Source organism: Candidatus Eremiobacterota bacterium, from assembly GCA_031082125.1.
Classification (GTDB): Bacteria; Vulcanimicrobiota; CADAWZ01; order CADAWZ01; family Ess09-12; genus Ess09-12.
Genome location: JAVHLM010000017.1, coordinates 108,743 through 122,199, shown reverse-complemented (window position 1 = coordinate 122,199; position 13,457 = coordinate 108,743). Strand labels below are relative to the sequence as shown.

Sequence of the window (13,457 nt, the reverse complement as noted above, 5' to 3'; positions counted from 1 at the left end):
CGCATGGCGTGGTATGACGAGTATTTCGATGACAATTATTTCGAGCTGGAAGAGCCCGATGATGCAGAGACAGTGCAGCATATCCTTTTTGTAAAGTCTTTTCTCTCCTGTCCTCCCGGGGCGGAGGTGCTTGACCTGGCCTGCGGCGCAGGAAGACTGTCCTATGCAATGACAAGGCTCGGCTACAAGGTCACGGGCCTCGAGTATAATGACGGCCTCTTCTATTACTGCAAAACGAAAGCGAAAAAGGAGCAGCTTGACGCGGAATTTGTCAAGGGCGACATGAGAAAGATCCCCTTTGAGCAAAAATTTGATTTTGTGCTGAATTTCAATCATTCCTTCGGCTACTTTGATGATGCCGAGAACATCGAGGTCATCAAGGGAGTCTTCAAGGCTCTGAAAAGCGGCGGGCGCTTCCTGATTGACCTTGCAAGCAAGGAAAGCCTGCTCATGGGATTTGACAGGCAGCTCAGGAAATGGTTCAAGAAAAAGGACCGTTACTATCTTCTGCGCAGGGAGTTTGATGTCCTCACCGACAGGTTTGATACCTATCTCCATGTGGTGGGCGATGCAATAGAAAAGCGCGATTATATAGCCTCGATACGGTATTATTCCTATCCCGAATTGAAAAGAATCCTCCTCGATGCGGGATTCAGGATCCTTGAGGTCTATGGCTCCTATGATAAAACGCCGTACGTCCTCGGGTGCCGGAGGATGACAATCCTCGCAGAAAAGCCGTGAAGGCTTACGGCCGCGAGCTCGCAGTGACGGCCGCGGCACTCATCGCCCTCATCTTGCTTCTGTCAGGAGCCCTGAAGCCCCTTGAGGGGGGAGTCTTTTACTTCGTCACCTTTCGCGGCTACGTGAGGGGCCTCTTCCTTACCCTCTGTTTCCTCTGGCTTTTCACCTCTGTGGCGCGCCTTCGGCCTTACCGCGAGATCTTCCTTTTCATCATGGCATTTCTGCTGGGCTTCCTGGGCGCCGAGCTTCTTTACCGCTCATTCCATCCCAAGCTCTCTCTCCTCTATCCCGGCTCCCCCTTCCCTATAGCCCTCCTTCACATGGATTATTTTACCCTTCACCGCCTTTACCAGGTGATTCCCCTGGCATGCATGGCCCTCCTCTTTTTCACCTACCCGCCGGGGTATTTCGCCTCGTACCTGAAGGCCGGCGACTGGTCCCGAGAGACGGACCTCGTGGGGGCTCACATGGCCACGTGGAAAAAGATCACGGCCTATTTCGTGGCAGTGCTTTTCTATGCCCTTGCCGGCTTTGCCGTCATTGCCTTTCTCTTTCCTCCCCCTCTCCCTGTATTGAAGGCTCCCTTCTATGGCATGACCGGCCTGGCCCCGCTCTTCATTTCCCTTGTGCTTTTCTCTCTTATCGGCGCCTTCATGGAGGAGAGCTTTTTCCGGGGCATTTTCCTCCCGGTCTTCACCAGGAGTCTCGGTGCCGACGGGATCATATTCCAGGCTTTCCTCTTCGGCGCCATTCATTTTGACATAAGTCAGCCCCTGGGCTCCATTGGAAAGCTTGTCCTCTTCACGTTTTTAGGGTGGATATGGGGCAAGGCCACCGTCGAAACGGGAGGAATCGGCGCGGGCCTTGTCATGCATGGCGCCATAATTTTCGCCATTCAGTGCAAGCTCTACTTCATCACCTGAGCCCCCCGGTTCTTCATGATGAGGGAGAGAATGCCCACGGAAAGAGCAATGGGGAGGGCGACATATTTCACTATGTCAACGAGAAAAATCTTTATGATAGAGAAGCTCGCGAAGGGCTCATTCAATGTCCTGCCCGCTATGATGAAGAGTGCCACGAGGAGGGCGGCAAGGATCAATGCCTTTACCCGTGAGTTCCCGTCATGCCTCCTTATGCGGAGCACCCGGGGGAGCCATATTGTCACTATGTCATATACCGATGAAGCTCTTGTGGCAAAGAGGACCATGACAAGGATATTGAAGGCTCCAAGCCCGTAAAGGAGGGGCGGGCACTCTGCGGCGGCACGGTGTGCCGCCGCCTGGATCGTGACAAGGGGATACTCGATAAAGGAGAAATAGAAAAAAAAAGGAAAGGCGGCGAGGGTGCCTGCGCTCAAAAAGACCCGACGGTATTCAAAGAGCGCCACGGAGAGAAAGAGGGAGAGGCACAGGATGGCAATCCCCAGCCCTTTCCTGCAAAGCCACCGCCAGAGGGCCGCTGCACCCTCGTGGGGTGAGGCCGTGGCTTTATAAAGCACCTCCAGGACGGCAAAGGCGCTGCCTGCCAAGAGGCACCCCCCGAGGGCCCATGCTCCTCCCAGAACCCCCTTGAAGGACAGGACCCATACACCGGCGCCTGCCAGGAAGTATATCACCATTCTTGCCCTGCGGCGGCGGCAGTCCCACGGAGCGTCCCCTTCAAGGGCGAGAGGAATGAAGAGGAGGAGGAGAAAGAGGCTCAGGAAGGCCAGGGCCGAAGCGGTGAAGTGCCAGGTGAAATAGAAAGGGCTCAGGGCCCGTGGCGCACCCAGGAAGCTTGAGTCCAGCCAGCTCAAAGTCTCCCTGACAAGGTGAGGGTCGAGAATCTCGGAAGAGTGCTGGGAAAAGGGGGATATCTCGAGCTTTTTCGCCGTCCTGCGGGAAAAATCACCCCAGGTGATCCCCGGCTCCCCGACGGCTCCGTCGGTGAAGGCACTGATGGCCTGGCACATCTCCCCGGGCGTCTGAAACGAGTCGTAAAGGCCCGTGATGAGGAGGAGGTTTCCCGGGTTCAGGGCCAGGTCTCCGCCGATATAGAGGCCTATGGCCACAACGCCTTTCACCTGCCGCTCAAAGAGGGCCGTATCTACTCCCTCGACGGCGCCGAGGGAGTGCCCCGCGAGTGCCACGTTGTTCTTCCCGGTAATGGACGAGAGGTAATCGATGCAGACCACGATAATGGCGATATTCTTCTTGATATCGTCGCCGGGAAAATCAGGCACCACCACCAAATACCCCGCCCTTGCGAGCTCCAGCGAGAGGGGGTCCATGAATTCCTTGCATGAGCTCATCCCATGAGCTACCACTACCCCTCTTCGGGGAGAGAAGGAGGCAGGCTTAAGCCTGCGCACCCTCAGGGTCTCCCCTTTCCCCGAGGGAAGAGAGATATTCTCCATTGTCACCAGGCGGGAGTAAGAGTGTCCCGCGAGGATGGCTGCCGATACAAGAAGAAGGGCAAGGGCGCCAAGGACCACCGTGACGGCAGGGTTTCTGAAGAAGCTTTTCATGGGAGGTACATTCCCCGGAGAGGAGGTACTTCCTTTTGCCGCGGGGAGGGTCGATGGAGCCCCCGGCGCCTTTCAGGGCTCTCAGGGAGGATTCTTCCTGCCCGGTGGATAACACTCACTTTTCATGAGTGAAGGGAATATTCTCTTCAAGGGAAGACTATAGTATTCCATGACAGTACGCGTAAGGGCTCTTCTGTTCATTCTCCTGCTTATCGTGGCGGGATCGGCCATCATGATTCTTGCCTTCAGGGATGTGCTCATTAGCTCATCTCTCAAGGCAGAGTGCCGCAAGGCTTCCCTTGATATCACATGGGGCAGGGCAACCCTTGCCTGGGGGTGCGTTCGGCTCACCGATGTGGAGTTCAGGGCAAAGGACGGCACACCGATATGCCGTGCCGGGGAGCTCATCCTGCGCTTCAATCCCCTGAAGCTCATCTTTCTGAGGGAAAAAGCGGGAGCCCTCACCTCGGTTACCCTCAGCGATCCCCTTTGTTTTGTCTCCCGCGATAAAAAGGGAGCCTGGAATTTCCATAAACTGGGGAAAGTCTCACCCGGCGCCTTTGAGAAAGCCCTCTCGGCCTTCCATGGCAGTATTGCCCTCAGCGGCGGGAAGGTGCTTTTCAGTGATGAGGGGAAGGGCGCCCTTTTTGAAAGGACATTTACTGAAATCGCTCTATCGGTTCAGCCGGAGCGGGCCTCCTATTTCACCCTCAAGGTTGACGCAAGGGAGGGACAAGGGAGGCTCGGGGGGAAGGGGAAGCTGAGCCTGGCCGCCCCTTCTCTTTCTTTTGACGGTGAGGCCCGGAGCATCGAGGCGGCTCCCTGGATTTCCTACCTTGCAGGGAAAGAGGGCCCTGTCATCACCAGGGGCAGTGCCGACGCCACCTGCATGATGAGGGGAAGAGCCCGCACTCTTGACGGTCTTCCCAAGGCTCTCTATATAGAAGGGGCTCTCAGTGCAGAGGGTCTTGAGGGGAAGGTGGCGCCCCGGGGGTTTTCCTTCCAGGGCGTAAAAGGACGGGCGAGGTTTTCCGATGACTTCATCGCGGTAGATGAAATGAGCGGCAGGCTTGAAGGTGCGCCTTTTTCTCTCAAGGGCGAAGTGATGAATCTCCATAATCCTGTGCTTGACCTCACTGTTTCGGTGAAAGGATTCGAGGGGAAGCTTCTGGGGAAGGCGGCAAAGGGGAGCAGTATTGACAGCATCTCAGGCAGGATTGCCTGTGACGCCCATATTGAGGGAGCACCTTCCGATCCCCGCGTGGAAGGGCGCATAGAGATGAAGGAGGGCAGCCTGGGCACCATGAAGGTAAAGAACCTTCTTGTCGAGGCTCTCTATACGAGGCCCGGGATCAGGATAAAGAAGTTTGAGTCCCTCGTGAACGGGAGCCCGATCTCAGGGCAGGGCTGGATTTTTCCGGGGAGCAGGACACTCCTTGTTGATTTGAAGGGAATCCGCTCACCTTTCCGCTATGAAGTGAACAAGGGCGGCCCGCTGTGGGGCGAAGCCGATTACCATGTGAGCCTGCTGGGAAGCTTTATCAGGCCCATGATAATGGGAAGCGCGACGCTGCGCAATCTCTCATGGGGACCAAGGTCCCTGGGGGAGAGCACTGCCGATTTTATCATGAGCGGTGACAGCCTTTTCCTGAGCCAGGGGTACCTGAGGACGGGCACGGGCCTTGTCAAGGCCTCGGGCCTTGTGGACATGGGAAAGAAGGAACTCGATCTCACCGTGGGAGTCTCGGACTATCCTCTTGCCGCTCTGGGTCCCCTCCTGCCCGCCCTGCAGGGAGGCCGGCTCTCTGGCCTTATGAAGATCCGCGGGCCCATGGGGAGACCCGCCGTTTACGGCACTGTCGCCGGGGGGCAGCTTCAGGCGGGGGGCCTTCGCCTTTCCAATTTTTATGTGCCTTTTGAGAGCGATGGCGCCTTTGTGCGCCTCATGGCGGGCTCGGCCTCCCTGGAAGGAGTGCCCCTCTCCTTCAGCGGCGGCGTGATGCTGGCGCCTTCTCCCTTCATACAGCTGAAATTCCTTGCACCCCGCATAAAGTTTGCCTCTCTTGCCGCCCTGAAGGTTCCCCTGAAAGGTGAGGGTTCCCTTACCGCGTCCCTGGTGGGAAGCACCGAGGTGGGCTACCTTATCAAGGGCGATGCTCTGATTGAGAAAGGGAGGGCCAGTGCCTCAGGGTGGGTCGCGCCCCGGGAGGCGGGAGGCCTTATTTCCCTGCTCTCCTTCAAAAATATAGACCTTCCCGCTGTCATGCTTCCTTCGGGGAAAGGAAAGGCTTTTGAGGGCTTTGTGGAAAAGGGCCATGTACTTGTCGTGGGGGACCGCAGGAGGCTCTCTCTGGGAAGCCATTTCTCTTTTCTGGGTGCCCAGGTCCTCGGGTTTCCCCTCTCATCGCTTTATTCAGATGCTTTCTTCTCCGGGCCTCTTCTTTCCCTGGGGAGCACCTATGCCCGTGGCGCCGCGGGAAGCCTCTCGGCGGAAGGGACAGTGAACCTTGGGAAGCGCTCCTGGAAGCTTCAGATGGAAGGCACGGGGCTTGATATCGCTTACCTTGCAAGGAATCTGAACCTCGCTCCCTGGGGAATCGCCATGGCGGCCCATGCGGCGAGCCCCCAATGGTCTTCCCTGCAGGGCATTGCGGGGGTAAAGGGAGAGCTCACAGGCAGCGGGAACTCTCCCTCCTTCACGGGAGAGGTGAAAGTGAGCGAGGGGGTATGGAATAACGAGGTGCTGGATTTCGCTTCCCGGTTCACGATGGTGCCCTCGCTGACGGCCATCCACTCGATGGCCCTTCACGTGGGGAAAAGCTCTCTCGAGGGCAAGGGCACCGTTACCCATGGCAGGGAGCCCGTGCTTGATCTTGCCCTTGTCTCTAGCCATGGTGATCTTGCAAAGATGATAGCCTTCTCGCCATGGAAGAACATGGCGGTGAAGGGCGAGATGAACGGCGACCTCAAGGTGAAGGGGCCCCTGAAGAACCTTCTCGTGACAGGGAAGGTGACCATTTCCAGGGCAGCTTTCAACGGACAGCCCGTCGAGGAGGTGACGGCCGATGTCCGCACCGAGGGAAAGAGCCTCAATGTGGAGAACCTGAGGGCTCTCTTCAGCGAGGGCGAGATTACGGGAAAAGGCACCATCTCGCAGGATGGAAGGCTCGCCATGACCTTCAGCGCCTCCCGTTTCCCCCTCTCCCAGATAACGGCATTGAGCAGGCTTTCCGAAGCACCCCGGGGCACCGTGGATATGACCATGGAGGTGGGCGGCACACGGAATGAGCCCTCGGTGAAGGCCTCCTTCTCGATGAACGATCTGGTGCTGGGCCGCGAGAGCTTTGAAAAAGCCCAGGGCACCCTTTCCTGGAATCACGGAGTCCTGGGCCTCGCAGACATCTCACTTTCTCAGGGCGATGAGCGTTATGACCTGAAAGGGACCCTTACATTTCCCTCGGGAGTGGTCCCCATGAAAAGAGAGGCATGGTACGGTGCCTCTCTCCATACGCCCCGTTTTGACGTGGAGACGCAGTTCCAGAATGCCCGCCTTGATTTTCTCCTCCCCCTTGCCTCAGGCAAGGCCTTTCCTGATCTCAAGGGGAAGCTCGATGGTTCCTGCGCTTTCAGGGGCACTCTTGCCGATCCCTCCTTCTCCTTTGATGTGGCCCTCCGCGAGGGAATTTTCAAGGGGGTGCCCATAGAGAAGTTCACGGCGAAGGCCGGGTACGAGGCCCGCCACTTCACCGGCCTCGATCTCGAGCTGAAGACGCCCCACAGCGAGGTGTCCTTCCATCGCGATGCCGGCGCGGAACAGGGCACTGATATCCGCGTGAATGCAAAAAACCTTGACCTGGCCTTTCTCTCGGGGTTTCTTCCTCTTCCTGAAAAGTTTCGCATGAGCGGATTATTGGACATGACGGGGAGCGTCTCGGGGGACCTCCTGCTCCCCGATGTGGCGTCGGAGATAAAGCTCACCGACGGAAGCGTGGGTGGATTTGATTTTGACACCATGAAAGGTCGTATTGAAGCCCGCCGGGGAGTGTTCTCCTTCAAGGATTTCTCCATTGTCGAGGGGGGGCGCAAGGTGAGCCTCACCGGCACCATGCCCCTCATGCTGAAGGACCGCAGGATTGAAAGCACGGCGCCCATGGAGCTCAAGGCCGACATCAACGAGAACGACCTGGACTTCATCTCCCTCTTCATGCCCCTGGAAGGCAAGACCTCGGGCTCTCTTTTCGGCAGCCTTGAGGTTAAGGGAATGCTGCCGGACATCACCGTAGATGGCTCCCTTGTCATCAAGGACGGCGAGTTTCAGCCCCGGGCCCTGAAAAAGCCCGTGACGGCCGTGAAAGCCATCATCCAGTTTGCCAACCAGAAACTCGTGGTCAAGAACCTTGAAGGAAAGATGGGCCAGGGAACCTTTACCATAGCCGGCGAGATTGAGGGCTCCCAGGGCTCTCTTTCCCGCGTGGGCCTCAAATTCGCCGGCAAGGATCTCCAGATCCTCGCCAAGGAGTATTTCTCCGGCATCGCCGATATCGAGGGGAGTCTTGAGGGCGACGCCCACGGGAAGACCCTCTCAGCGAAGGTGACGGCGAGGAATTCCACGCTCCACATTCCCACGGAAGTCCTTATGAAAGAGCCTGAGGATATGGAGAGGGATATGGCGCGCATGAAGGCCATGATCCCCCGGGCTATCCGCTCAATCGGGGTGAATGTGGATATAGAGCTTGCCCGTGACAACTGGTTGACCTTCATGACGTCGAGCTTTCTCTGCCAGGGAACCCTGGCGCTTCGCGGCACTATCCCCGACATAGGAGTCTCGGGAGAGGTTGACCTTTACCGCGGGACCCTCAATCTTCCTCTTCTTGAGACGCCCTTCAAGGTCTATCAGGGCAAAGCCGTCTTTGACGGGAAGAGCCTCTCGCCGGAACTGGCCGTTGAGGCAGAGGCCGATATAGGAAATTACCGGATTTATATGGACCTCACGGGAAAAATAGACAAGCCCCGCGTGGAGCTCACCTCGGAGCCTCCCATGGTGCAGGAGGGTATCGAGCGGATGATCGCCACGGAGCTCCAGTCGAATTATCTCACGGGGGGAGCCCTCCAAGCCAATGCCATGGCCACAAGGCTTGCCGAGAGGATCCTCGATCTCAACCTGGTGCAGCCCTTTTTTCATGCAATCGGGCGCACCTTCGCCCTCAGCGATGTAAGCCTTGAGTATAACTATAACGGCCGGTGGGCCATGCGGCTTGCCAAGGCCCTCGATTCCCGCGAGAGGCTTCTTGCCACCTATGAAAGAATTGAGGGCTCCACAGGATGGCTCTATACCCTGTTTGGGCTGGAATACCGCTTCAGGAGGGGTATGCTGTTGCGTGTCTCACAGGATCAGCTCGGCCAGTCCTATATCTGGGTCCAGCTCCGCCACCCTTTCGGTTCACCTTGAGGGCAGGAGAAAAAAGGAGTATTCTTTTTCCCGTCGAATCTTATCCAGATTATTTTGCGTACATACCAGGGCAAGTGCCAGAGTGAGAAAAAGAAACACAGAAAGATCGGCCGGATGAGGAGGATTGTATGAAGACGAGAGAGAGCATCAGGATTGTGATGATTCTGCTGTGCGCAGCGTTCATGACTCTTTGCTCCATGGATATGGCATGCTCCCGCGGAAAGCACGATAAGACCTCTTCAAGGCATTCTTCTCTCGTTGCCCTGGATGAATATGAGGTCGTCTCCGGCGAAGTGACAGGCGAGAGCACTCCCGGCGGGACCGCGGCCCCGGCACCGTCGGACACCAGCGAGGAGGAGCTCAAGGGGACTGTGCAGGATGAAACGCCTGCCCCGACGTCTCCTGGCGGTTCGGCTCCCCAGCCTCCTGGAACAGGGGCTCCTGACGCAGGCTCCCCCCAGCTGCCCGGAGGTCCGGCTCCTCAGCCTGCTGATACCAATGCCGCTCCCCAGCCGGGAGACGAGGGGGGAAAGAAACCCGGCAGTGAGGAGGTGACGCCCCGCATCACCGCCGTGGTCATAGAGGGAAACAGCGCAGTCCCCACTGATGAGATAATGAGAGTCATCTCGACGAAGATAGGCGATCCTGTCGTGGAGTCAAAGATCCAGCGCGACATCCAGGCAATCTTTGACATGGGATATTTTACCGACGTGCGCGTTGACACGAGGTTTTTCGTAGGCGGCGTGAAGCTCATTTTCAACCTTCTCGAGAATCCTGTGGTCAAGGAGGTTGTCTTTGCAGGCAACAAGATTGCCCCCACGAGCAAGCTCACGGGCATGATGGAGACCAAGGTGGGGAAGGTGCTCAACACCAAGGAGCTTTACGGTGACATGGGCACCATTAACCAGTATTATGACGAGGAGCTTGGATATCTTCTGAAGCCCACTCACATAAAGGATCTCCAGTGGACCGAGGAGGGAAAGCTTGTCATCACGCTCGCGGAAGGTATGATCATCAAGGAGATCGACCTCTCGGGCAACACGGTCTTTCCCGGCGATCAGCTTGTCAAGTTTATCTCGCTGAAGCCCGGCGATCTCTTCAACCAGAAGACCCTTAAAAAGGACACCGACAAGATTGCCAAGCTTTATGAGAAGAAGGACTATATCCTTGACACCATAAGACCCAACATTGATCCCGCCAAGGGGCTGGTCGCGGTAAGAGTGGTAGAGGCCACCGTGGAGGAGATCAAGATCGAAGGAAACAAGAGGACCAAGGATTATGTGGTGCTCCGGAATATGAACACCAAGGTGGGGCAGGTGCTCCGGAAGAAGAGAATCCAGCGCGACATCGAGCGCCTCAACAATATCGGGTATTTCTCGAGCGTCAACATTGACCCTGAAGCGGGGTCGGAGCTCGGCAAGGTAGTGCTGGTCCTCAAAGTGAAGGAACAGAAGACGGGGCTCGCAACCATAGGCCTTGGCTACACGGGCGGAGGCTCAGGAGCCATCCGAAGTGGCGTCACAGGAGCCCTTTCGCTCTCGGAGAAGAATTTCGGGGGGAGAGGCTATGGCGGCGCCATCCAGTGGCAGCGCGGCGTGAACATTGACTCTATCAGCGCGTCGGTATTTGACCCGGCCATCAACTCCCACAGGGACTCAATCGGGCTCTCGATATACCGCCACAACATCACCGAGATCCAGCAGCCCGTCCAGGGCTCGAACCCTGTGCAGTACGCCCTTTATGATGACAAGCGCGCCGGCGGCAACCTTACCTACGGCCACCCGCTCTCCGATGACCTCTCCCTCTTTCTCACGCTGAAGACAGAGCGCATCGAGCTCACGCAGAGCACCAATTCCTCCTTTATTCCCGTGGGGCTCTTCGTCGGCACCTCGAACAGCACGATTTTATCAGGCCTCTATGACACCCGTGACGACATGTTCAACCCCCTCTCGGGCTCGTACGGGAATGTCTCTTACCAGGTGGCCGGCGGGCTTCTGGGCGGCGACAACCAGTTCAACAAGGCGCAGCTCGAAATGCGCCAGTATTTCCCCGTAGGCAAGAACAAATGCGTTGCGCTCCGTGCATGGGGAGGGATCCTTGACGGAAACGCGCCGACTACCGATTTCTTCTATGTGGGCGGCGCTGACACCATCAGGGGCTACCAGGAGAACAACTTCTATGGCACGCGGATGGTGGTCATGAATGCAGAGTTCAGGTTCCCTATCGCCAAGATAAAGATCCTGAACGGCGCCATTTTCGCCGATGCCGGCAACGCGTGGTTCCCCGGGCAGCCCTCGAAGCTGTGGACCGATGCGGGAGTGGGAATAAGGCTCGTATTCCCCACACTGGGCCTCGGTGTCATAAGAATCGATTACGCCTTCGGCCAGGAAGGTTCCCGTTCAACGATTGGAATAGGGCAGACTTTTTAGCGACAGAGAGTATGTGAACCCGGGCTTCATCGGTGCTTCCCCCTGGGAAGCTGCCATGCTCCGGGAGAGAATGAGGAGGAGATACCATGGGTAAATCATTGATAAAGATAAGCACTCTGCTTGTGGTGCTGGCCCTCTGCGCGGTGGCAGGGTGCGAGCCCCTTGAAAGCAAGAAGAAGCCAAGCGAGACAGGCCTCATTGACCGTGATGTCATCATGAAGCTCTCAGCCTTCCAGAGGGCCAATGATTCCCTTACCCAGAAGGTGATGGAGCTCGACAAGAAATATGCCGGGATGGCAAAAGGCCTCAGGCCGGACCAGCAGGAGGAGCTTTATCTGCGCTACCGGCAGGATGTGGAGACGCTGAAGGCCCAGGAGATGAAGCCTCTCATGGATAAGGCGCAGGCCGCTGTTGCCCTTGTGGCGAAAGAGAAAAAGATGAAGGTCGTGCTTGACAGCAAGATAGTCATTGCCGGAGCCGATGATATCACCGAGGACGTGAAAGAGAAATTCAAGTCCTCTGAAAAGCTTACCGCCCCCGAGGAAGCCGTGGGCAGCGACAGCAAGATAGGCTATTTTGACCAGGAAGTGGTCCGGTCTCTCAAGATGTTCAGGGATGCCGATCAGCAGGTTTACTCGATGTTCTCGACGATGAAAAAGGAACTCGAGACCAAGATGAAGACCATGTCTGACGAGGAGAAGCAGAAGGTCTTCAGCCAGTATGACTCGCAGCTTGAAAGCAAGAAGAACGAGCTTTACTCGCCTCTTCTCAAGAAAGTCACTGGCACGGTAGAAACGGTAGCCAAGAACAAGGGCCTCGTCCTTGTCCTTGACAAGCAGTTTGTCATGTTCGGCGGCAAAAATGTCACCGATGAGGTCGTCGAGGCCCTCAAGGGGAAATAGGATACCCTGGGCCGGGGGAGGTATGCCATGAAGGTGGCGGCAAAAGCAGTGGTCGTTCTTCTCGTGACCCTGATCATGGGAGGGTCCATCTTTCTGGCTGTCACGAAGCTGCCGGGCCTTCTTACCGGCACGGAGGGCAAGGATTCCCAGAAGGTAGGGGTTGTTGATTTCGGGAAGCTCCTCAAGGCCCACCAGGATTGGAAGAAGCTTGACGGCATCGACAAGCAGATCGCCGATATCGAGCAGAAGATGAACAATGCCCCTTCGGGGATGCAGAAGCTCGGCCTCGAGCAGGCGGAGCGCCTGAAAAAGGCCCAGATCCAGGCCGAGGCTGAACTGAAACAGGAGATATCAGGCATCACTTCCTCACTGGAGAAGCAGAAGGCGGCCTTTGAGGCGCAGATGGCCGGAGAGGTCAAGAAGATACAGGAGGAGATGAGCAAGCTCAAGGCGCAGGCAAAGAACGCCCAGGGCCAGACCCCCCCGGAGCAGATAAAGCCTTACAGCGAGCAGATGAAGGATTTTTCCCGCGATCTCATCATCCTGAGGGATCGGCAGGTAGCTGCCAAGCGGCTTGAGCTGCAAAAAAAGGCGAAGGAAAAGATTGACGCCGACAAAGGGCGCCTTGAGAGCGAGCTTTCTTCCTATGAGCAGCAGCTTGCAAGGGAGAACCAGCAGGAAAAGCTCAACATCCAGCTCAAGCTCCAGGTAAATCAGAATGACGAGGAGCATCAGCACCTCAAGGAGGAGCTCGCCAAGATTTCCGACGAGGAATCAAGGCTCAAGGAGAAAAAGAAAAACGAGATTGCCGCCGAGATGGACAAGCTTGGCAATGTAGAGATGGACAAGATAGACAAGGAAGTGCTGGCCTACAAGGCTAAAATAGATCAGGACATCAGTGCCCAGCTCTCCAGGAAACAGGTCCAGCTCGGCGGAGGGAAGGAACCCATTGTGGCATCCAATCCCGCCCTCTCGGAATACCAGAGGAAGGGAATGGAGCTCACCAAGGCCTTTCAGGCCAAGCAGAAAGAGATGGAGGCGAAGCTGCTGAGCGCCAATGAGGATTCGCGGCGCAAGCTGGAAGAAAAGAAGCGTACCCTGGAGAGTCAGCTCAAGACTCTGGAAAAGAGCGTCATGAAAGAGGTGCTCCAGAACAGGGACAAGCTTGCAAAGACCGAGATGGAGAGGATGGAGCGCTCAAGGCTTCAGATTGAAAAGCTTCAGCGTGAGAGGGGAAAGCTCTACAGCGCCATGGAGAGCGATATTAAGGATGAGGTGGCTCTGCTTGCGAGGAAGGAGAGGGTTCCTTTCGTCGTGGGAATGTATATCGTCAATGTTGAGGGAACCGATCTCACCGACAAAGCTCTTGAGATGATGAAAAAGGCCCAGGCGACATCGGGCAAATAGACCAGGGAAGGAAGGGGACCGTT

7 protein-coding genes are annotated in these 13,457 nt (G+C 56.7%); 6 read left to right on the top strand and 1 reads right to left on the bottom strand.

All coding sequences use genetic code 11. The features are described from left to right. Positions 1-3 precede the first annotated feature (3 nt). Both RDV48_18530 and RDV48_18525 read left to right on the top strand, forming a co-directional pair. Entirely contained in the window at positions 4-741 is a 738-nt protein-coding gene (locus tag RDV48_18530; GenBank protein MDQ7824801.1) for a class I SAM-dependent methyltransferase, read from the top strand. Next, positions 738-1,664 (top strand): CPBP family intramembrane glutamic endopeptidase, encoded by a 927-nt coding sequence (locus tag RDV48_18525; protein ID MDQ7824800.1) that lies wholly within the window; start codon positions 738-740, stop codon positions 1,662-1,664. Before RDV48_18530 ends, RDV48_18525 begins: the two co-directional genes overlap by 4 nt. Here the strand turns inward: RDV48_18525 and RDV48_18520 are convergent. Beyond that, on the bottom strand, positions 1,649-3,247 hold the full coding sequence (locus RDV48_18520) for a hypothetical protein (protein MDQ7824799.1): 1,599 nt from the start codon (positions 3,245-3,247) through the stop codon (positions 1,649-1,651). The two genes, RDV48_18525 and RDV48_18520, sit on opposite strands and share 16 nt — an antisense overlap. A gap of 169 nt (positions 3,248-3,416) precedes the next feature. On the opposite strand from RDV48_18520, the gene RDV48_18515 reads away from it, so the two are divergent. From RDV48_18515 to RDV48_18500, 4 genes are all read left to right on the top strand, one after another. Next, positions 3,417-8,696, top strand: coding sequence for a translocation/assembly module TamB domain-containing protein (locus RDV48_18515; GenBank protein ID MDQ7824798.1), 5,280 nt, complete (start codon positions 3,417-3,419; stop codon positions 8,694-8,696). 128 nt (positions 8,697-8,824) lie between these two features. Further along, complete coding sequence (locus tag RDV48_18510) at positions 8,825-11,125, top strand: POTRA domain-containing protein (GenBank protein ID MDQ7824797.1); 2,301 nt, start codon at positions 8,825-8,827, stop codon at positions 11,123-11,125. Between the two features lie 86 nt (positions 11,126-11,211). Continuing rightward, the gene (locus tag RDV48_18505) at positions 11,212-12,027 is read left to right on the top strand and encodes an OmpH family outer membrane protein (protein ID MDQ7824796.1); all 816 of its coding nucleotides are present in this window, start codon (positions 11,212-11,214) and stop codon (positions 12,025-12,027) included. Positions 12,028-12,054: 27 nt separating this feature from the next. After that, positions 12,055-13,434 (top strand): hypothetical protein, encoded by a 1,380-nt coding sequence (locus RDV48_18500; GenBank protein MDQ7824795.1) that lies wholly within the window; start codon positions 12,055-12,057, stop codon positions 13,432-13,434. The last annotated feature ends 23 nt before the right edge of the window (positions 13,435-13,457 follow it).

Bases quoted from the DNA above. Each gene is read 5' to 3' on its own strand.
- RDV48_18530 (MDQ7824801.1), top strand. From the start codon at position 4: ATGGCGTGGTATGACGAGTATTTCGATGACAATTATTTCGAGCTGGAA.
- RDV48_18520 (MDQ7824799.1), bottom strand. From the start codon at position 3,247: ATGAAAAGCTTCTTCAGAAACCCTGCCGTCACGGTGGTCCTTGGCGCC.
- RDV48_18515 (MDQ7824798.1), top strand. From the start codon at position 3,417: ATGACAGTACGCGTAAGGGCTCTTCTGTTCATTCTCCTGCTTATCGTG.
- RDV48_18510 (MDQ7824797.1), top strand. From the start codon at position 8,825: ATGAAGACGAGAGAGAGCATCAGGATTGTGATGATTCTGCTGTGCGCA.
- RDV48_18505 (MDQ7824796.1), top strand. From the start codon at position 11,212: ATGGGTAAATCATTGATAAAGATAAGCACTCTGCTTGTGGTGCTGGCC.
- RDV48_18500 (MDQ7824795.1), top strand. From the start codon at position 12,055: ATGAAGGTGGCGGCAAAAGCAGTGGTCGTTCTTCTCGTGACCCTGATC.